The following is a 19,183-nucleotide window of genomic DNA, read 5'->3' as shown; positions in this document are numbered from 1 at the left end:
CCGAAGATTGGCGAGCACCCAGGTGTCCGCCTGGCTCGCTTAGCTTACTTGAGCCTGCTCGCGCTGCTCGATTGGTACATAGGGGACATCTTTGGGACCGACGTACTCACCGCGTGGGCGGATCAGGCGGTTGTTGGCGTACTGCTCCATGACGTGGGCCGTCCAGCCAACGACGCGGCTGCAGGCGAAGACGGGTGTATCCAGATCGACGGGAATACCCAGCAAGTAGTAGACCGTGGCCGAGTAGAAATCGACGTTGGCGTGCAGGCCCTTCTGCTCTTTGACATAGGATTCGATGACGCGCGACATCTCCACCCAGCGTGTGTCACCCTTGCGCCGGCTCAGCTCCACGGCGAAGGCATCCATATGCTTGCCGCGCGGGTCCTCGGTGCGATAGACGCGGTGGCCAAAGCCCATGATGCGCTCCTTGCGCTCCAACATGCCACGGATATACTCCTGAGCGCGGCTCACATCACCGATGCGCTGGAACATGCGCATCACCTGCTCGTTGGCGCCACCATGCAGCGGACCGGAGAGCGTGCCTATCGCCGCCGTGATTGCCGCGTACATATCGGCGAGCGTGCTCGCTGCCACGCGGGCGGAAAAGGTCGAGGCGTTCAGCTCATGGTCGGCATGCAGGATCAACGCCACATCCAGCACATGGGCATCATATGAATCGGGCCGCTCCCCCTTGAGCATATAGAGGAAGTTCTCCGCCAGGCTCCCATCCTCCAGCGGCGCTACCGGCTCTCTCCCATTGCGAATATGATCCCAGCTGGCAACGATCGAGGGCAGAAGCGCTGTCAGGCGCACCGCTCGCCGTAGATTGGCTTCCTGGGAGCGATCACTCAGATCGGGGTCGGTGGTGGAGAGCGCGGAAACGACGGTTCGGAGGACATCCATCGGGGGCGTCGAGGGAGGCAGTAAGCGCATCAGATCGATCAGCCGTCCTGGCAAGGTGCGGTTCGCACGCAGTTCCGCACTGAGCGCCTCCAGTTGTGCGCGGGTCGGCAGCGCTCCATGCCAGAGTAGATATGCTGTTTCTTCGAACGAGGAATGAGCGGCCAGGTCGTGAACGTCGACACCGTAATATGTCAGTTTGCCGCGCTGACCATCCAGATTACAGATACGGGTATGTGCGGCAACGACATCTTCGAGACCTTCGGTGGTAGGCATAGAAGCTCCTTTTGGGGACGTATGCTTCGCTTGAGCAGTAGGCGGAGCTCAACGTCCGACGTGTCGGGCAACCGCTGCTTCCACAGCGAAGCAGACTACTTCGCCACAACAAATCATATGGGTTGTGTAAAGTATTATAATCTTGCCTTCCCATCAGTGTCAACGTAAATCGAGCTAGCAGGCGCTGGCTCGTCTTGCTGTCCACCAGGCAAGCTGGCCTGACCGTAGAGCTGAAGCCGGTCCAGTCGGGGGCTGGCGGCCTTAGCCAGCTCAGTGAACGGGGGGCGAGCTATGCCGATAAGCGGGAAGAGCAGCCAGATGGCTGGCTGCTCTTCCTGGCACTAACGCCTGTGCGAGCTGGTTAGCTCCTGCCCTTGCCTGGGAGCCAGCATCTGGACACCCCCACCGCCTCCTCTCAACCGGCGCTGAGCGAGCTTGAGAAAAGGACGCTCGACGAGCAGGTACGAGAGGAAGGCCAGCGGCAGCACCGTCACCAACACCCATAGCCAGTAGCAGCCGTAGATCAACCAGTGATTGAGTCCGGTGAGCCACGGCTGGATATGGACGCTAAAGTAGGTGATCAGTGGCAGATGCCAGATGTAGAGACTATAGGATACCAGGCCGAGCCAGCGCAGGTAGCGCCAGGAGAAGATGGAGCGCAGCAAGGACGGCCCGAAGAGCAGACCAGTCAGACATGAGCCGTAGGCCAGGGCAAAGCCAAGCTCGCTCAGGGTATCGTAGAGGGGTAGGAGGCTATCCAGCCAGGGGAAGGCCCCTACATCATGGTTGAGATGCCAGATGGCCATACCCATCAGCAGGATCAGCCCCAAAGCCCAGAGCGCCAGACTCCAGCGCCGCAAGCCCCTCATCAAGAGACCAGCGGGCTGGATCATGCACCCATAGGTGTAGCAAGTGGCAATCAGCATCCCGATGGCAAAGTCCTCCAGGAACTTGCCGCTCATGCCGTAGACAAAGAAGAGAACCACGTTGAGGACCGTGCGCGGCACCAGCGGCAGGCTGGCCTTGGGATGATGGACGTAATAGCCACCCCAGTGTCGCACCAGCAGGGCGTAGACGATGACCAGAGCCAGCGTGAGGCAGATCAATGGAAAGCGCCGATGCTGCGGCAGGCGCCTGAGCAGGAGCGAGGCCCCCAGCGCCAGCAAGGGCAGCAGCAAATAAAACTGCCATTCGATGGCCAGCGTCCAGTAGGGACCATTGATCTGGCGAAAGGTCTCCGGAGTCGAGTCCATGAAGAAGGTTATGAACAGCAGCAACTCGCGCCAGTGAGTCGGCTGCCAGTATTGTGGGTGCCAGAGCGTGATCAAGATAAAGAGCGACACATAGTAGGCCGGCCAGATACGCAAAGCCCGCCGCAGATAGAAGCGGCGCCCCGAGGGCCACGGTCGCTCTTCACTCAACAACGCTCCAACATAGGGCAGGAACAGCAGAAAGCCCGACAGAATAAAGAAGAGAGTCACCCCTGTGCTGCCGACCAGCAATAAGGAACCCACCAGCGGATAGCGCAGCGGCTGCCAGAGATGCTGATGATAGGTCGTCCAGTTGACATGAAAGACGAGCACTGCCAGGCAGGCCAGCGCCCGCACACCGTCGAGCACTGGAATGGTATTGCCGCGGAGATCACTCTCTAGTAGCACCGGCAGGTTGTGAAGAAGACGCAGCAGCCAGCCAGCAGCAGCCCGTAACCAGCGCCAGGGAGGAGACTGACCGATCACTTCCAACACCATAGATAAAGCCCCCATTGTTCTCACGTAATAGGACAACGGAGCCAGGGCACTGATGGTGACAGGTATCAGTACATTTTCCTATTCCTACATTGTGAGGTAGGTTGAGCTCTTGACAAGAGCCAGTGAGCAAGGGCAACCGGATCACGCTTGACTGACTGCAAGAGCGGGTGATTAGCTGTCGTCGGCGACGCTGAACCAGGGCGCAGGCTGAGATCCTGACGGAGCTGAGCCCATCGACGAGCGATCTCCGGCCAGTGCGCACTGCCAAGGAGGTTTGACGATGTCTCTCAATCTGCCACGTTTACTGATCGCCGGTACCGCCAGCGGCGTCGGCAAGACCTTGATCAGCTACCTGCTGATCGCCGAGTTGCGAGCGCGGGGCTGGCGCGTGCAGCCATTTAAGGTCGGCCCTGACTATTTGGACGCTTCACATCTCGCCCAGGCCGCCGGACGGCCCTGCTACAATCTCGACACCTGGTTGATGCCGCCTGCCCGCCTGGAGGCCATTGTTGCCTCGGCCTGCCGCGATGCCGATCTGGCCATTATCGAGGGCATGATGGGCCTCTACGACGGGCGTGAGGCCCACAGCGATGCAGGCAGCGCCGCGGAGATAGCCCGCCTGCTGCAGACGCCGGTCATCCTGGTGCTGGACGCCTGGGCCCAGGCGCGCAGCGCTGCAGCGGTCGTGCTGGGCTTCCAGCAGTTCGCTCCGCAGCTGGCGTTCGTTGGGGTGATCGCCAATCGCGTGGCGGGTCCGGGACATGCGCGCCTGCTGCGTGAGGCCCTGGCCTCCTCCTCCGGCTTGCCCTTGCTGGCGGCCTTCCCCGCGCTGAGCGAGGCCCCCTGGTCCGAGCGCCACCTTGGCTTGCTGCCAGCCAGCGAGCAGGCGCTCAGCGGAGAACGCCTCAACTCCCTGCTGTCACTCTGGCGCCAGTCTTGCGAGCTGGAACAGGTCTTGGCCCTGGCAAGACAGGCGCCTCCTCTGGCGACGAGCGAGGCCCAGGCCGAGCTGATCACTACCCCAAACGAGAAGCGGGTACGTCTGGCCCTGGCCTATGATGAAGCTTTCAGCTTCTATTATCCTGACACACTCGATCTGCTACGCCAGGCTGGGGCCGAGCTGGTGCCCTTCAGTCCGCTGCGCGATCACCAGCTACCAGCGGGTTGCTCCGGTCTCTATCTGGGTGGCGGCTTTCCCGAGGAGCACGCCGCGCCCCTGGCCGCCAACGAAAGGCTGCGCCGCCAGCTCGGAGAGCTGTTGGCGGCAGGCTTACCCTGCTATGCCGAATGTGGAGGGCTGATGTACCTCTGTCGTCACATTCGCACAGCCAGCGGCGAAAGCTACCCCATGCTGGGAGTTATCGAGCGCGAGAGCATCCTTGCCGGCAACAGCACGGATCTGCGGATCGGCTATCGTCTGGCCCAGGCGCAGCGTGAGAGCCTGCTGCTGCCGCGCGGGGTCCAGGTACGCGGGCATGAGTTTCATTACTCTCGTCTGGATGCAGACCCGACGCCCGAGGAGGCCGCCTATATGCTCAGCTCGCCCGACGGTCAGCATCAGCAGCTTGAAGGGTTCGCCCGCGACAACCTGCTGGCCAGCTATCTGCACCTCTCCTTTAGCGGCTACCCCGAGGCGGCCCAGCGCTTCGTAGCTGCCGCTCGTCGCTGGCGGCAGGCCACTTAGCCTCGTCAGCAAGAGAGGGCCGACAGGCCACTGCCCACAGGCAGTAGCTGCCGGCCCTCCCCTTCAGACACTCACTCGCTCACTTCGGACCGAAAACCCCGAACTGATCGGCGTTCTGGGCCGTCACCAGGATACAATCGATCGACTGCTTCTCCGGTTGTCCTGTAGAACCAGTCTTGAGGTACTTATCGGCCTCATCCACGGCAAGTTGCGCAATATGAACCGCAGGCTGCAACACCGTCGCTTTGATGCCTCCCTGCTTGATGGAGGCGATCACATCGGGGCTGCCATCGAAGCCTACCACGATGACATTCGTCTTATGGGCCGCCTGCAGCGCCGCCCAGGCACCCAGCGCCATCGTATCGTTGCCCGAAATCACGCCCTTAATGTCGGGGTGCGCCTGCAGAATGGTCTGCATCTTCTGGAAGGCCTCCGTCTGATCCCAGTCGGCGCTCTGCTGGGCGACCATCTTCATGCGCGGATACTGATCGATGACATCGTGATAGCCGCGCGAGCGGATGGCCGCGTTCGTATCTGACTGCTTGCCGAGCAGCTCCACATAGTTGCCCTCTTCGCCCATCAGCTTCACGAACTCCTGAGCCCCCAGGGTCGCCCCCTGGTAGTTATTGGAGACGATTTGAGCTACGGCCACGCCCGTGGCATTCATCTCGCGATCAATGAGGAAGACAGGCACGCCAGCATTCTTAGCCTTGCGCACCGCGGCCACGGTGGCATCCGCGCCCGCGTTGTCCAGAATGATGGCCGCCGCATGACGGGCGATGGCGGTGTCGATCAGCTGATTCTGCTTGTTGACATCATCATCGTGCGTGGCAGCCACCGTATCGTAGCCGAGCGCCTTGGCGCGGGCCACAGCGGCATCGGCCTCCGCTTTGAAGAAAATATTGTCGTAGGCCGGGGTAATAACGAAGATCAGTTTTTTCCCCCCGGAGCTGCCAGAAGTTGTCGACGATGACTGGCCCGAACTGCCACAGGCAGCCAGGCTGAAGCTGACCAGCATCAGCACTGTCAGCAGATAAAGCATTCGTCGAAGCATAGTCGTTTCCCTTCCTTTCGGCACTCTTCTTTGAGAGATCCAGTCAGCTGCTCCCGTTAGGCCTCGTTTCCAGGCGAGTGGGGCGGGAGCAACCCCTTCCTGGCCGGGTGAGCCACACAGCGCGTCATCATGCGGGACAAAGGAGAGGGCGCCCGCTGCCTTGCCTTCTGGTCAGGCAGCTTCCTTTGCCCCCGGCTGCAGAGGCCGCACGGCCTGACGTTATCTCTGGCTGATCCCCTGCGGTGTGGGAACCTGCCCTGCTCTCCCTCCTTCCCAGGGCCTTCTTTCGCACCAGCCTACCGCTGCACTGACCGTTGCTTCAGGCCAGGGCGGCACGCTTCTGCCATCGCTGTTGAAGCTGGTCGATGATGACCGCCAGCACAATCACGGCCCCCTTGATGACCATCTGCCAGAACTCAGAGACGCCGATCAGCACCAGGCCATCGCTGAGGACGCCGATCACAAACGCGCCGATGATGCTGCCTAGGATCCGTCCCCCGCCCTCCGAAGAGCGAGGTGCCTCCCAACACTACCGCCGCGATGGCATTCAATTCATAGCTCTCGCCCGTCGCCGGCTGGGCCGCCTGCAGCTGGGAGGCAATGACCAGGCCCGTCATGGCGGCGCAGAAGCCGGAGATCACATAGACCAGCAGCTTGACGCGGTTGACCCGAATACCCGAGAGCTGGGCCGCACGCTCGTTGCCCCCGATGGCGTAGACCTGACGTCCGAACGGTGTGCGACTGGCCACAAAGGAGGCGACCACGCCGAACAGGATCATCAACCAGATCGGCATCGGCACCCCCAGGATGTTCCCCGTTCCCAGGAAGGGAAAGCCCGTGTTGCCCAGCGAGGGATCGCCTCCCAGGTCGGGGAAGGTCGCCCCATTGGAGGTCAGCAAGGCCAGGCCACGGGCCGCATAGAGCATCCCCAGCGTGGCAATAAAGGGGGCCACGCTCAGGCGCGTGATGACCAGCCCATTGACCAGGCCCAGGACGATCCCTACCAGCAAGCTGATCAGGATCACCACCCAGACGTTGAAGTAGACCACCACGCCAAACATGGGCAGCGGCAGCCCCTGACTGATCAAATAGCCGGCTACCATCGCCGTGAGTCCCACGATCGAGCCAACCGAGAGGTCGATCCCCGCTGTCAGGATGACGAACGACTGCCCAATGGCCAGAAGCGCATTGATCGAGACATGCTCAGCCACGATGGTCAGGTCGTTGAGCGTCAGGAAGTCGGGCGAGAGAATCGAGAAAATGATCACCAGGATGATGAGCGCCACAAAGGCGCGCAACTGAAAGAGTAAGGTCTGAATCTGCCGCCGCTGCAGGGTGAAGCTGCGGCGGGCCGCCAGCTCACGGCTGGCCACAGATGACGGATTGCGCATGGTCTCCCTCTTCTAGGCTTGTGGGCGCGGCTGATCGCGCCGTTCTTTCGAGGCCGAGGCAGCGGGCGTGGCGATCTGGCTGCCACCAGCGGCCCCCGTCTGCAGCGTGCCACTGGCTGACCACTCGCCGGTTTCTTCTTTCTCAGAGGCTGGCCCCTGACCTAACGAGGCAGCGGCCACCAGCGCCTCTTCGCTGGCTTCCTCACGGCGGAACTCGCCAGTCAGGCGTCCGCGGGCCAGGACCAGGATACGGTCAGCGACGCTCATGACTTCCCGTAGCTCGGAGGAGACGAAGAGAACGCCCAGCCCCTCGCTGGCCAGACGATTCATGAGGCGGAAGAGATCGGCCTTGGCCCCGATATCAATGCCCCGCGTTGGCTCATCGAGGAGGAGGACCCGCGGCTCCGTCAACAGCCCCCGGGCCACGACGACCTTCTGCTGATTGCCCCCACTGAGAGCCTCGATCAGCGTCTGCGGCGAGGGGGCCTTAATGCCCAGGTCACTAATCAGGCGACGGACCGCCGTTAGCTCCTTCTTGCGCGAGAGAGCCAGGCCACTCAGATAGCGACGCAGGCTCGCCAGGACCATGTTGTGGGCCACCGAGAGCGTAGGCACCAGGCCCTCGCGCTGGCGATCCTCGGGCACCAGTACCAGCCCTTCGGCGATGCGCTCACCAACCGTGCGCCCGCGCACCGGCTGGCCGGCGACCCACAGCGCGCCACTGGCTTCAGGGTGGAGGCCTATCAGGCACTCCAGCAGCTCGCTACGACCCGCCCCCAGCAAGCCGTAGAGCGCCACAATTTCACCAGCACGCACCTGGAACGAGACATCGTCCAGCAGCAGCCCCCCACCAGGCCGCGGCAGGCTCAGATGCTCGACCCGCAGCAGCTCCCGACCAGGCGTGCGCTCCTGATGGACATAGGTTTCGCTGACGCTGCGCCCAATCATCTGCTCTACAATCCAATTGACATCGATGGCACTGACGGGCGCCTCAGCCACGCGATGACTATCGCGCAGGATCGTCACATAGTCGCCAATGCGCAGCAGCTCCTCTAGCTTGTGCGAGATGTAGATGATCGAGACGCCCTGTTCCTTCAGCTCACGGATAACCCGAAAGAGGATCTCCACCTCAGCGGTGGTAAGGGCCGAGGTCGGTTCATCCATGATCAGAATGCGCACGTCGCGCGCCAGCGCCTTGGCAATCTCGACAATCTGCTGCTGCCCTAAACGCAGATTCCCCACCAACGCCTGGGGATCAATGGGTTGCTCCAGCCGCTCCAGCAGGCGCCTGGCCGCTTCCTGTTGGCGGCGTCGATCGACCAGGAAGCCACGGCGACGCATGGCCTCATGATCGAGAAAGATATTTTCGGCCACGCTCAGGTTGGGAAAGAGGTTCAGCTCCTGATAGATCATGCCAATGCCAGCGCGGGCGGCCTCGCGCGGTGACTTGAAATGGACTGGCTGTCCTTCCAGGAGCAGGCGACCACGGGTGGCAGTCTCGGCCCCCGCGATGATCTTCATTAAGGTCGACTTGCCCGCCCCGTTTTCGCCGATCAGGACGTTGACCTTGCCGCGATAGACGGTGAAGTCGACGTTGTCAAGGGCCACCGTGCCACCGTAGACCTTGGTGATGCCCTCGGCCCGCAGCACCACATCGGGGGCCATCTCACGATCAGCTGCACTCATGAGCCGGAACCCTCCACCTGGAGTTTGACCGGAGCCACCAGAATGAATTGCGGATCAGTCAGGGCAAAGATGCCATAGAACTGGATGAGCTTCCCCTTGAGCTGGGTGGGGTGGATGCTCTGCGCCACCTGGACAGCCCGGGCGTTGAGGGCATCGGCCACCTGGGCATACTGGATCTGGTTGACGAACTGGCTGAAGTGGATAAAACCGACGCCGTCGCGGATGGCTGTGCCCAGAATGACCGGCCCGATCTGCAGCGAGAGGTCGGCCTTGCCATCGTAGGGAGGCAGATCCAGGTCAAGCGTGCCGTTGCGCGAGGAGGTATTGATGCTGACGACGCGCCCGACGCCTTTGACCATGAAGGTATATGGGCCGTCACCTTCCTGATGGCCATAGCGCTGCTGGGCCACCTGCTGGTTCGCCTTGAGAGCGGCCAGCACTTCGCTGGCATCGTGAGCCCGCTGCACGACGGTCGGCACGATCCGACTGTCCCAGATCTGGTTGACATAGCTAGTGGGGTCAAAGGTCTGCGGGCCGCCGCTACCGGCGTTGTCGCCGGAGGCGTTCAGCGGGCGCACCGTGTAGAGGCTGCAGGCCGACAGGAGCAGACAGACCAGGAAGGTCAGCCCACCCCACAGCAACAGCAGCCCGCCACGGCTGCACCCTCTGGCGGCCATCCGTGGCCAGTTGTCCTGCTTCGTGCGGCTCACTCTCTGAGCATGGTCGTACATAGAGTCCTCCCAACCGGGCAATGGTCGGTCGTTGTTGGGTTCGCGTTCCTGCACGCATGGCAGGTCGCCTGCCCTCGCTCTGGTCTATTTAGGGCGCGGCAGCACTGGCTCCTCCGCTGCTCTCAGAGGCAGCTGTCCGCTCTTGTCTCTGCTCCACCAGCCAGCGCGCCGTCAGATGATCGGTGATCAGCACATTGATCCAGCGTCCTTCGAGGGCCCCTCGAATGGCCGCATGCTTCCGCTCGCCGCCAGCGACCCCAACCGCATACTTGACGCGCTGCAGTTGCTCCAGGCGCATCCCTATCACTCGCTCGTCAAGCGGTGTTACAACCGGACGCCCCTGGGCGTCGAAGAAGCGCAGCACGATGTCGCCAACGGCTCCGTGCTCACGGAGTATGTGTAGCTCTTCAAGCGAAAAGATGTTGCCGCTGCTGGCCAGCAGGGCCGAAGGTTCGACAGCGCCGATTCCAACCAGCGCCACCGTGACGCTGTCGAAGAGCTGATAGGCCTCGCGCACAAATGGATCTTCAAAGAAGATCTGGCGGGCCTCCGGCGAGCTGACGACGCCCGGCGCTGGCAGAAAGACGGCCTCTCCGTGCAGGAGTTCCGCCAGACGACGCGTCAGCTGGGTGGCATGGACTTCCGCCGCCGGGTTGCCAATGCCGCCCAGGATCTGAACAACTTTGGCCCGCGAGGGCTGCGCCAGCGGATGCATGGCGTCTACCATCGCCAGCAGCGAGGCGCTCCAGGAGGAGATCCCGACGACCTCTCCCGGCGTGATTTTGGACTCCAGCCAGAAGGCCGCCGCTCCTCCAATAGCCTGAAGTATTTGTTCGTTGCTGGCATCTTCCGGGCAATCTACAACAATAGCCTCTTTGATACCATAGAGCGCCTCAAGCTGGTTTTCAAGGTCAGTATAGACCCCTCGCGGCATGCTCACCGTAATACGCACAATCTGCTCTTGCTGGGCCCGCTTGAGCAGGCGTGAGACGTTGGACTGCGAGAGCTGCAGCCGCTCGGCAATTTCTACTTGCGAGAGGCCACGCTCATAGTAGAGACTGGCAACCTTGGCCATCAAGCGCAGATCGTCAATGCGAGCCATAACGTGCGTTACTCCCTACGCCGGATAAGATCCTTCCTCCCGGCGCCCCGCGGATCGGTGCAGCGTGGCGCGCGCGACCGCCTCCTGCCAGCCACTGTAGTGGGCCTCGCGCTCCTCTGCCGACAGGGTCGGCGTGAAGCGCTGACGGGGACGCGGCAGGGCCGCGATCTCCTCCTCGCTCGCCCAGAGGCCCACCGCCAGGCCGGCCAGATAGGCGGCTCCCAGCGCGGAAACATCAGCCGATTCACAGCGCAGCACCGGTTTGCCAATGATGTCGGCCTGAAATTGCATGAGCAGGTCGTTACGAGTGGCACCACCATCGGCAAGCAATACCTGGAGTTCAACGCCCGCTTCGGCCTGCATGGCGTCAAAGACGGCACGCACCTGATAGGCAATGGCCTCGACGGTGGCCCGTGCCAGCTGCGGCAGGGTACTGGCCTGGGTCAGACCACAGATGAGGCCGCGCGCCTCTTTGTCCCAGTAGGGCGCTCCCAAGCCGCTAAGGGCAGGGACGAAGTAGAGGCCACCGCTGTCGGGCACGCGGTCGGCCAGGGCCGCTAACTCGACGACGGGATCGCTGAGGCCAAGGAAGCGCCCTAGCCACTCGACAGCAGCTCCGGTGACGTAAATATTGCCTTCGAGGGCATAGGTGACACGCTCTCCAATGGCCCAGGCGATCGTGGCTGAGAGGCCGCTCTGCGAGAGGCGCAGCTCTGGAATTGGCGTCATGAGCGATGAACCAGTACCATAGGTGGCTTTGACGGCGCCCGGCAGGAAGCCGGCCTGGCCAAAGAGGGCAGCGTGGGAGTCGCCGATCAGGGAGGCTAGCGGGAGACCCGCCGGGATGGCTCCACAGGCCACAGTGCGAGCGTGAATGGCCGCCGACGGCTCAACCACAGGCAGAATGGCCGCCGGTACACCCAGCAGCTGCAGCAGATCCTCGTCCCAGTCACGCCGCTGCAGATTGAAGAGCTGCGTACGCGAGGCGTTGGTCATGTCGCAGACATGAGCCGCCCCCCCGCTGAGCTGCCAGCAGAGCCAGCTATCGATAGTGCCCGCGCACAGCTCGCCAGCCTCAGCCCGCGCCAGGAGGCCCTGCTCTTCCAACAGCCAGCGGATCTTTGTCCCGGAGAACATGGGATCAATGGTGAGGCCGCTGCGCTCGCGAATGAATGGCTCCAACCCCCGATCCTGCAGGGACTGGCAGAGCTGACGCGAGCGCTGACATTGCCAGCTCACACATGGCCCCAGGGGCCGACCGTTGGCCCGCTCCCAGAGCAAGACCGACTCGCGCTGGTTGCTGATGGCCACGGCCACCAGCTCTACGTCGGAACCGCCCTGCTCCAGACAGGCCGCACTGGCCTCCAGCACACTCTGCCAGAGTTCCAGCGGGTCCTGCTCGACCCAGGCTGGACGCGGGTAGCGCCGTTGTACAGGACGGCTGGCCCGCGCGAGCACGTTGCCCGCTGCACCGACGAGCAAAGCTTTGGTATTGGTAGTTCCCTGATCAATGGCCAGGATTGCCGTCTGCTTCATTGCTCTGCTCTCGCCTTGAGAAGCTCTAACGCTGCGGCCCGAATGCCAGCAGGCGTCAGGCCGAAATGTTCTAAGAGGTACTCAGGCGAGCCGGTGGGCGCGAAGACGCCGGGCACGCCCAGGATACGCATGGGAACGGGATGGGTGGTTACCACAACCTCGGCGACCGCTCCCCCCAGCCCGCCGTAGACGGTATGCTCTTCCACGGTGACGATGGCGCCGCTGCGCCGCGCGGCCTCGATCACCGCCTCGCGGTCCAGTGGACGAATGGTCGCCATGTTGATCACTGCCGCTTCAATGCCGTCGTTGGTCAGCAGCGTGGCAGCCTCCAGGGCACGAGCTACCATTACCCCAGTGGCGATAATCGCGACATCACTCCCTTGCCGCAGCCAGCTCGCTTTGCCGAGGCGGAAGCGATAGTCCGCCGGATGAACCTGCGGCACCGGCATGCGGCTGATGCGCAGGAAGAAGGGGCCGGAGAGGCGAGCCACTTCGTGTACAGCCTGAGCGGTCTCCCGCGGATCGGCAGGCACGATGACGGAGAGGTTGGCGATGGCACGCGTCCAGGCCAGGTCTTCGATCGAGTGATGGGTCGGTCCCAGTTCGCCATAGGCCAGGCCGCTGCTCATGCCGCAGAGCTTGACGTTGGCCTGAGAGTAGGCAAGATCGACTTTGATCTGTTCGAGGGCGCGCGCGGTCAGAAAGGGCGAGGCCCCGCTGACAAAGGGGATCTTGCCGCCGTTGGCGAGGCCAGCCGCTACCCCGACCATGTTCTGCTCGGCAATGCCTACGTTGACCAGCCGCTGCGGGAAGGCCGCCTTGAAGCCTTTCAGCTTGCTGGAGCCGAGGGAATCATTGATGACGACGACAATACGCGGGTCATTGCGCGCCGCCTCTTCGAGCGCCTGGGCAAAGGCATCACGACAGTCGTAGAGCTGGCTCATCCGTGCACCGCCTCCCGTAGCTCCTGTAAAGCCCGCTCGGCCTCTTCGGGCGTCGGTACGCGATGGTGCCAGTCAACATTGTCGCACATAAAGGAAACCCCTTGACCTTTGTGTGTGTAGGCAATCAGGCAGCGCGGACGCCCAGGCTCCCAGCTCTCGCTCTGTAGCATCTCCAGCAGTGCCGCGTAGTCGTGCCCGTCAACCTCACGCACCGCCCAACCGAAGGCACGCCATTTGTCGGCCAGCGGCTCCAGCCGGATAGTGTCCTCGGTTGGCGCTCCTTGCTGCAGTCGGTTACGATCGATGATGACGGTGAGATTGTCCAGTCCGTAGTGAGCCGCGGCCATCGCCGCCTCCCAGTTGCTGCCCTCCTGCAGCTCTCCGTCCCCGGTGAGCACATAGGTACGCCAGGCGGCCCCGTCAAGCCTGGCCGCCAGGGCTGCCCCCACCCCAATAGGGAGGCCATGACCTAGTGGGCCAGTGCTGGCCTCAACCCCCGGCACCTTGGTGCGATCCGGGTGACCGTTGAGACGCGAGAGGGGCTTCATGAAGGTCTCTAGCTCGCTCGTTGGGAAGAAGCCCACTTCGGCAATGGTGTTGTAGAGGGCCCCAGCACAATGCCCTTTGCTCAGGATGAAGCGATCACGATCAGGAGCATCGGGATGCTGCGGGTCCACGCGCAGAACGACAAAGTAGAGTGTGACCAGGATGTCGAGCGCGGAGAAGTCGCCGCCGATGTGCCCCATGCCAGCGCGCTGGATCATCACAAGGTCTCGCTGCCGTAAAAGATTGGCTTTCCTGCGCAAGGCCGCAAGCTGGTCCTCACGATCCTGAGCCATGCTTACTCTTCGCCTCCGTCCAGTCCTAGCAGGGCCGCAAAGATGAGCTGCTGCGCCTGCAAGGCGTCTTGCTTCTCTTGAGCCTCCTTGAGGGCCGCCTGGTCGAGCCGCTGGCGCAGGCGCTCAAGAGCCTGGATGCGCTTGATGCTGACACGAGCCGCCTCGACAGGATCCTCGCGGAAGGGGAACTGATCCAGCAGGATAGGACGCTGCCAGCCAATACGCTCGACTGCTTGTAAAAATTCAATTGTTTCGATGAGGTGAATGGAGGCAACGGCCAGGTCGTCGTCCCATTCGCGCCAGTTGTCATTGACTTCGATGCTTGTCAGTTTGCCATGACGTGCGATCAACTGGAGCGCTTCCGCCGGCGTCTCCTTGGCGAAGAGGGAATGGCCAAGGTCCATGACGATGCCGACATTATTGACCCCCATCTCTTGAATAGCCAGCAGGGTACGGGCCGAGGAGCTGAGGACAAGATGGACCCGCGGCTCTTTGGCTTTGTATTCGATGGCATATTGCATGTCGGGGTTGGCCTCGGCAACCGCTCGAATGCCGTTGACGGTGAAGTCCCAGAGCTGCAGATGATCAGCCTGGAAGGGATAGTCGTAGCCGTCCTGCCCAGGCCAGAATTTGACATAATCGGCGCCAAGGGCACGCGCGACGTCGGTGGCTTGCTTGCCCAGCTCAATAGCCTGCTGCCGCACTGCGGGATCAGGGTGGGTAAAGCTGCCGCGCGCGAAACGCTGGTCATAGATGACTGGGGTCACGGCAATCGCGCGCAGACCGTTGCGCTCCAGCGCCTCTTTGACCTGTTCCAGGCTCAGGTCCTCTTCGGGAAAGGGATAGTTGATGTCTAGTCCGACCAGCCCCCCAACACGTCCGGCCCGCTCGATGGCCTCAAGGGTGCCAACCGGTGGCCCGTAAGCGTTGGTGGCATAACGGTCGATAAACTGGCCGAAGAGCCAGATGCCTGCGCCAAACTGGAGGCCGCTGCTCATGGTCGCTATCTCCTCGTCTCTGAATAATTATTCATCACTGAAAAAATATTCATCACGCTGATAAGTGTACCGGGACAGAGCCATTCTGTCAAGGGGCTGGCGCCAGCAATTTCTGATCGGTTGCAGAGCGAGCGATCCATTCGGCTATGGCCGGCCCCGGCTCCGCTGGCGCGGCCCGGCGATGTAGGGAAAGGCAGCGCGCTGTCTGGCAGAAGGAGATGTAGCCGCTGTTGCCTTTTTATGCTACACTAGAGGAGATCTGACCAGGAAGAGAGGCTGCTCGATGCACGCACGGCCAGACACAGATGAGGCGGCGCTGCTCGCCCGGAGTCAGAGCGGCGATGTGAACGCCTTTAACGAGTTGGTCCTGCGCTATCAGTCCAGCGTCTATAATGTGGCTCTGCGCATGCTGGGCGATGCGGACCTTGCCGCCGATATCACGCAGGACACCTTTCTTTCGGCTTTCCGCCATCTGGCGACTTTCCGCGGCGGGACGGCTTTTCGCTCCTGGCTGTTGCGTATCACCACCAACCTGGTCTACGATCACTGGCGCCGCCAACGCCGTCACCCCGATGAGTCGTTGGAGGCGGCCCGTGACGAGGATGATCTGCAGTCACCGGCCACCCTGGCTCAGCTGGCATCACCGACTCTGGAGGCCAACCCCGAGCTGTACTTGCTCCATCAGGAGCTACAGGAGCTAATCCAGCGCGGCCTGGCCGAGCTTCCCCCCGAGCAACGCCTGGCGGTGATCCTCTGCGATATCGAGGGACTCCCCTACGAGGAGATCGCGGCGGTAACGCATACGACGCTCGGGACGGTACGCTCGCGTATCGCGCGAGGGCGCGCCCGTCTGCGGACCTATCTGGCTCGCTATCAGGAACTTTTGCCGCGCCAGTTTCGTTCACCCTAAGAGGTGCTGTCTCTAGATGACGTCCCGGCAGGTGTGCTGGTTGCTGAGGAGAAGAGGAAGGGACAGCGCCACTGCGAGGCAGGCTTGTCCGCAGAGGGGCATTCTTCTGGCACTGGAGTGAGAGAGTCGTGGCACAGGATTATCAGGAGCATCCGACACTTGAGCAGCTTTCGGCCTATCTAGACGGGGCCCTCTCTGCCGAGGAAGAGGCGTTCTGCGCTGCTCACCTGCCCCACTGTGCGTCATGCCGCTCAGAGTTGGCAAGCCTGCGCCTGACGCGCGATCTACTGCGAGCGCTGCCGCGCGCCACGCCACCGCGCGCTTTTACTTTGACTCCTGAGCTGTTGCGCACCTCCTCCAGGCCCGAAGGACCGGAGAGCGTCGCTGCTGATGCTGGTGCGTCAGCAGAGGAGCCTGTCGCGCTCTTAGCTCCCTCACCCTCAGCGCTCTCGCCTCAGACACATCAGGTACGGCCCACAGGCGGAGCTGGCGCGAGACGCCAGCATCTGCGCCGTTTTGTACAGGTCCTCAGCGCTCTGGCGGCGGTGATCGCGCTGGTGCTGCTGCTCTCTGGAGCACTGACCTGGTTGAGGGAAGGCCCTTCGAGCACTATGAGCACAGCAGTCCAGAGGGCGGCGGAGGCCTCCGTTACGCCACCTTTCGCTCAGCAAGAAGGCCCCGTTCGTACGCCTGCCGCTGCGACGGAGGAGTCGCGCGGGGTGCGACCAGGCTTGACGGCGACACCCGCATCCGCCAGCTCCACTGCCGAGAAGCAGCCGGATCGCCACCTCTCCGCTCTCCTGGGAGCGGCACTGAGCGCACCTGTGGAGCGCCTGCTGCTGGGAGGCCTGCTGTTGATCGTCGCTCTGGTCGGCCTGCTGATGACGCGTAAGGCCCGCTCGCCCTCCTGGCCCGGCCACGACCAAGATGAGGCCAACAGACAGGCAGCTCATTAGAGAGAGACTCGGGCTTCAGGGAAGCTGAACCCCGATGTCGGCCAGGCCCTGGCGCAGACTCTGCTCGGTGAGTTCGGTAATGGCTACGGCCCGGACGATGCCCTGGCGATCAATAAAGTAGGTAGTTGGGATGGCTGTGATATGGTAGGCGGCGTTAACGTTGCCGCCGGCGTCGAAGAGCAAGGGATAGGTGACCTTGAAGGCTCTCCCAAAGCTGGCAATGTCTTCTTTGGGATCAGCCTGGTTGATGCCTAACAGGACAAAGGCGCCGTGCGCTCCATATTGTTCATAGGTGCGCTGGAGTAGCGGCACTTCGCGCCGACAGGGATCGCAGGATTCCGACCAGAAGTTGATGACGACTGGATGGCCACGCAGGGCTTTGAGACTGACGGTCGGGCCACCGCTCCCACCATAGACGGGCAGGGTGAAGTCCGGCGCCGGCTGCCCAACGGCAATGCCCGGAGTCGGCGTCTGGGCCGGGGCAGGCAGGAGAGTCAGGACAATGTAGCCTCCAGCCAGCAGGACCACCAGGATCAGCACACCCATAAAAATCAGACGCCGCCGGTCGCGTGGCCTCCCCACCTGTCGCTCATAGTGAGCGGCTAGCTCGGCTTCAAATTCCCGTCGCTGCTCGCGCACCAGCTGTCTCTCTGTCTGCTCTTTGCTAAGAACTCCTCGTTTCTGTGCCATGCCTTTGCTCGTGAGGGGATGGAATGCACTCCGCGCAGGCGGATCTGCCTCCTCGATCTCTCCCATACTATAGGCCGGGCTCCCCCTCTCGTGCAAGTCCTGACCTCAGCATCAGGCTCTTCCTACCCCCCTCGCCATCCGCTCACTCCTGCGGCGGGTCCGGCACTTCTTCGTAGAGATCGGAAACGCGCACTCCCAGCGCTTTGGCAATTTGTTCCAGTGTATGCAGGGTTGGTGTGCTTGTCGGGTCGTTACAAATCCGATTAATGGTGCTAAAGGAAATATCCGACATCCGCGAGAGCTTGCTCATGCTGATGCCACGCTGCGCCAGGATCTCTTTGACTTTCAGACGAACCATAGGGCCTTTCTCTTGCGCTAATCTGCCTTGATTATACAGACCAACCCCCTTGACTGCCTTTGTTAAAAATGTTATAGTTATTTCACGATACTAAATATAGTAGTTCTTTTTTAAGAGAGGGAGACCACCAATGCCCAGGAGCGAAGCCGAGGGCCTGGCGGAGCGCATCCGGCAGGACCAGGCGGCCAACGTTCGCGTCCACAGCATCGAAGAGGAGCCATATCAACCGGGGAACTACTATCTGGTTTGCTGCTATGAGAACGGCCTGCCCTTTGTTGTCCGTCATGAAGCCATGTGGCAAGAGCGGCGCCTCTACGGAGTCATGCGGCACCCGCTGGCCACGACGCCTCTGGGGACGGAGCAAGCGCGTTTGCAGATTCTCTAGCAGAGCAGAGAGCCTCTGATGGCGAAGGTCGCGGGAGGGCGCCCGAGCGGGGCCAGGCCATTGGAGCCTCTCTTACTGATCGATCATTGTCGTCGTGCCTTGATGCAGGCTTTCTCGCAAGAAAGGAGCGCCTTGATGCTCAGAAGAACCATGCTCGTGGCTTCGCCCTTCCTGGCCTCAGCGCTGACGGCTCCTGGGACCAGCGAGGACCCCACGCTGATCCTGGCCAGCAGCGATGTCGAAAGCTCGGCCCGTCTCCTGATCCGGGCAGCGACCCTGGCCCAGAGGGCTGGTCGTCTTAACGAAGCGTTGCGCCTGGCGCATGCTGCACGGGAGCTGGCTCGTGGTTTCCCCTACGAAGAAATCGCCTGCGCCTATCTGGCGGTGCTCTGGGGCGAACGCGCCCTGTTGCGCCAGGACCGCGGCGCCCTGGAGGAGGCCCAAGAGCTGGCGCGCCATCTGCGCGGGCGCCTGCTGCGCGATGGAGATCTGCAGCAGCTCCGCCTCCAGCTCGCTCTCTTCACCACCCCTGGCGCCTCCAGTCGGCTCAGTCAATTGACTCTGGAGGTCTGGCAGCGCCCCGAGCTGATTCTCCTCGACGGGAGCTGGCACTGGGCCCGGAGCGGCTTCATTGTCAAGAGCCTGGAGGCTCTCATCCTCACGACCTACCTTGCCCAGGCCAGAGAACTCTTTCGCGCCTTCGAGCGCGAAGTCGCCAGCTTCCAGCTCTACGAGGCCCTGCGCTGGGAGTGGAACGCCATCCGCCTCAGACTCTTCGCTCCCCTGGAAGAGCGGCGCACCTTTCGCCGGCTGGCCTGCGCCCGCGGCTATCTCCGCCAGGCCATCATTGCCCTCTGAGGAGGGCAGCCAGGCAGTGCGTGAGGAGCGCACGCCAGCATCACAGCCAGCTCACAGGCGGTTGACGGGGAGACCAGCCAGCGAGGAGAGAGGGCGGCAGGCAGTGCAAGTTTGCATAGGTTTTTGTATAATCTACA

General features: G+C 62.3%; 17 protein-coding genes and 1 pseudogene. 5 read left to right on the top strand and 13 right to left on the bottom strand.

What is annotated here, in order from left to right; genetic code table 11:
* Positions 1–39 precede the first annotated feature (39 nt).
* Positions 40–1,176: a citrate synthase gene (locus tag A4R35_RS21050; protein ID WP_112432911.1), complete on the bottom strand. Its 1,137-nt coding sequence runs from the start codon at positions 1,174–1,176 to the stop codon at positions 40–42.
* Between the two features lie 341 nt (positions 1,177–1,517).
* A complete protein-coding gene (locus A4R35_RS21045) occupies positions 1,518–2,924 on the bottom strand; it encodes an acyltransferase family protein (RefSeq protein ID WP_189362137.1) in 1,407 nt (468 codons plus the stop codon).
* Positions 2,925–3,204: 280 nt separating this feature from the next.
* Here A4R35_RS21045 and A4R35_RS21040 point away from each other — a divergent pair, with 280 nt between their 5' ends.
* Positions 3,205–4,608, top strand: a complete 1,404-nt coding sequence (locus A4R35_RS21040) for a cobyrinate a,c-diamide synthase (protein WP_112432907.1) — start codon at positions 3,205–3,207, stop codon at positions 4,606–4,608.
* Between the two features lie 79 nt (positions 4,609–4,687).
* On the opposite strand, the gene A4R35_RS21035 is transcribed toward A4R35_RS21040, so the two are convergent.
* From A4R35_RS21035 to A4R35_RS20995, 9 genes and pseudogenes are all read right to left on the bottom strand, one after another.
* Complete coding sequence (locus tag A4R35_RS21035) at positions 4,688–5,662, bottom strand: D-ribose ABC transporter substrate-binding protein (protein WP_112432905.1); 975 nt, start codon at positions 5,660–5,662, stop codon at positions 4,688–4,690.
* Between the two features lie 319 nt (positions 5,663–5,981).
* Positions 5,982–7,053 (bottom strand): annotated as a pseudogene (locus tag A4R35_RS21030) (ABC transporter permease).
* A gap of 12 nt (positions 7,054–7,065) precedes the next feature.
* A complete protein-coding gene (locus tag A4R35_RS21025) occupies positions 7,066–8,739 on the bottom strand; it encodes a sugar ABC transporter ATP-binding protein (protein ID WP_112432903.1) in 1,674 nt (557 codons plus the stop codon).
* On the bottom strand, positions 8,736–9,524 hold the full coding sequence (locus tag A4R35_RS21020; protein WP_146747296.1) for a DUF2291 family protein: 789 nt from the start codon (positions 9,522–9,524) through the stop codon (positions 8,736–8,738). Before A4R35_RS21020 ends, A4R35_RS21025 begins: the two co-directional genes overlap by 4 nt.
* A 34-nt stretch (positions 9,525–9,558) precedes the next feature.
* The gene (locus tag A4R35_RS21015) at positions 9,559–10,572 is read right to left on the bottom strand and encodes a sugar-binding transcriptional regulator (protein WP_112432899.1); all 1,014 of its coding nucleotides are present in this window, start codon (positions 10,570–10,572) and stop codon (positions 9,559–9,561) included.
* Between the two features lie 15 nt (positions 10,573–10,587).
* Positions 10,588–12,108, bottom strand: a complete 1,521-nt coding sequence (locus A4R35_RS21010; protein ID WP_112432897.1) for an FGGY family carbohydrate kinase — start codon at positions 12,106–12,108, stop codon at positions 10,588–10,590.
* On the bottom strand, positions 12,105–13,052 hold the full coding sequence (locus A4R35_RS21005) for a transketolase family protein (RefSeq protein WP_112432895.1): 948 nt from the start codon (positions 13,050–13,052) through the stop codon (positions 12,105–12,107). Before A4R35_RS21005 ends, A4R35_RS21010 begins: the two co-directional genes overlap by 4 nt.
* Positions 13,049–13,891 carry a transketolase gene (locus tag A4R35_RS21000; RefSeq protein ID WP_112432892.1) on the bottom strand — a complete coding sequence of 281 codons (843 nt, stop codon included), beginning with the start codon at positions 13,889–13,891 and terminating at the stop codon, positions 13,049–13,051. Before A4R35_RS21000 ends, A4R35_RS21005 begins: the two co-directional genes overlap by 4 nt.
* Positions 13,892–13,893: 2 nt before the next feature.
* Complete coding sequence (locus A4R35_RS20995) at positions 13,894–14,889, bottom strand: sugar phosphate isomerase/epimerase family protein (RefSeq protein ID WP_112432890.1); 996 nt, start codon at positions 14,887–14,889, stop codon at positions 13,894–13,896.
* Positions 14,890–15,172: 283 nt separating this feature from the next.
* On the opposite strand from A4R35_RS20995, the gene A4R35_RS20990 reads away from it, so the two are divergent.
* Together A4R35_RS20990 and A4R35_RS20985 are read left to right on the top strand one after the other, a co-directional pair.
* Positions 15,173–15,799, top strand: a complete 627-nt coding sequence (locus A4R35_RS20990) for a sigma-70 family RNA polymerase sigma factor (RefSeq protein WP_112432888.1) — start codon at positions 15,173–15,175, stop codon at positions 15,797–15,799.
* 128 nt (positions 15,800–15,927) lie between these two features.
* On the top strand, positions 15,928–16,755 hold the full coding sequence (locus A4R35_RS20985) for a zf-HC2 domain-containing protein (RefSeq protein WP_112432887.1): 828 nt from the start codon (positions 15,928–15,930) through the stop codon (positions 16,753–16,755).
* A gap of 15 nt (positions 16,756–16,770) precedes the next feature.
* On the opposite strand, the gene A4R35_RS20980 is transcribed toward A4R35_RS20985, so the two are convergent.
* Entirely contained in the window at positions 16,771–17,445 is a 675-nt protein-coding gene (locus A4R35_RS20980) for a TlpA family protein disulfide reductase (RefSeq protein WP_189362135.1), read from the bottom strand.
* A gap of 142 nt (positions 17,446–17,587) precedes the next feature.
* Entirely contained in the window at positions 17,588–17,803 is a 216-nt protein-coding gene (locus A4R35_RS20975) for a helix-turn-helix domain-containing protein (RefSeq protein ID WP_069805420.1), read from the bottom strand.
* Positions 17,804–17,933: 130 nt separating this feature from the next.
* Between A4R35_RS20975 and A4R35_RS20970 the strand changes: the two genes are divergently transcribed.
* Positions 17,934–18,188, top strand: coding sequence for a hypothetical protein (locus tag A4R35_RS20970; protein WP_112432883.1), 255 nt, complete (start codon positions 17,934–17,936; stop codon positions 18,186–18,188).
* An 18-nt stretch (positions 18,189–18,206) separates the two neighbouring features.
* Entirely contained in the window at positions 18,207–19,046 is an 840-nt protein-coding gene (locus A4R35_RS20965; RefSeq protein ID WP_146747295.1) for a hypothetical protein, read from the top strand.
* Positions 19,047–19,183: the final 137 nt, after the last annotated feature.

It is taken from the genome of Thermogemmatispora tikiterensis, from assembly GCF_003268475.1.
Lineage (GTDB): Bacteria > Chloroflexota > Ktedonobacteria > Ktedonobacterales > Ktedonobacteraceae > Thermogemmatispora > Thermogemmatispora tikiterensis.
The sequence above is the reverse complement of the archived record's forward strand: the minus strand, read 5'-3'. Positions and strand labels throughout refer to the sequence as shown.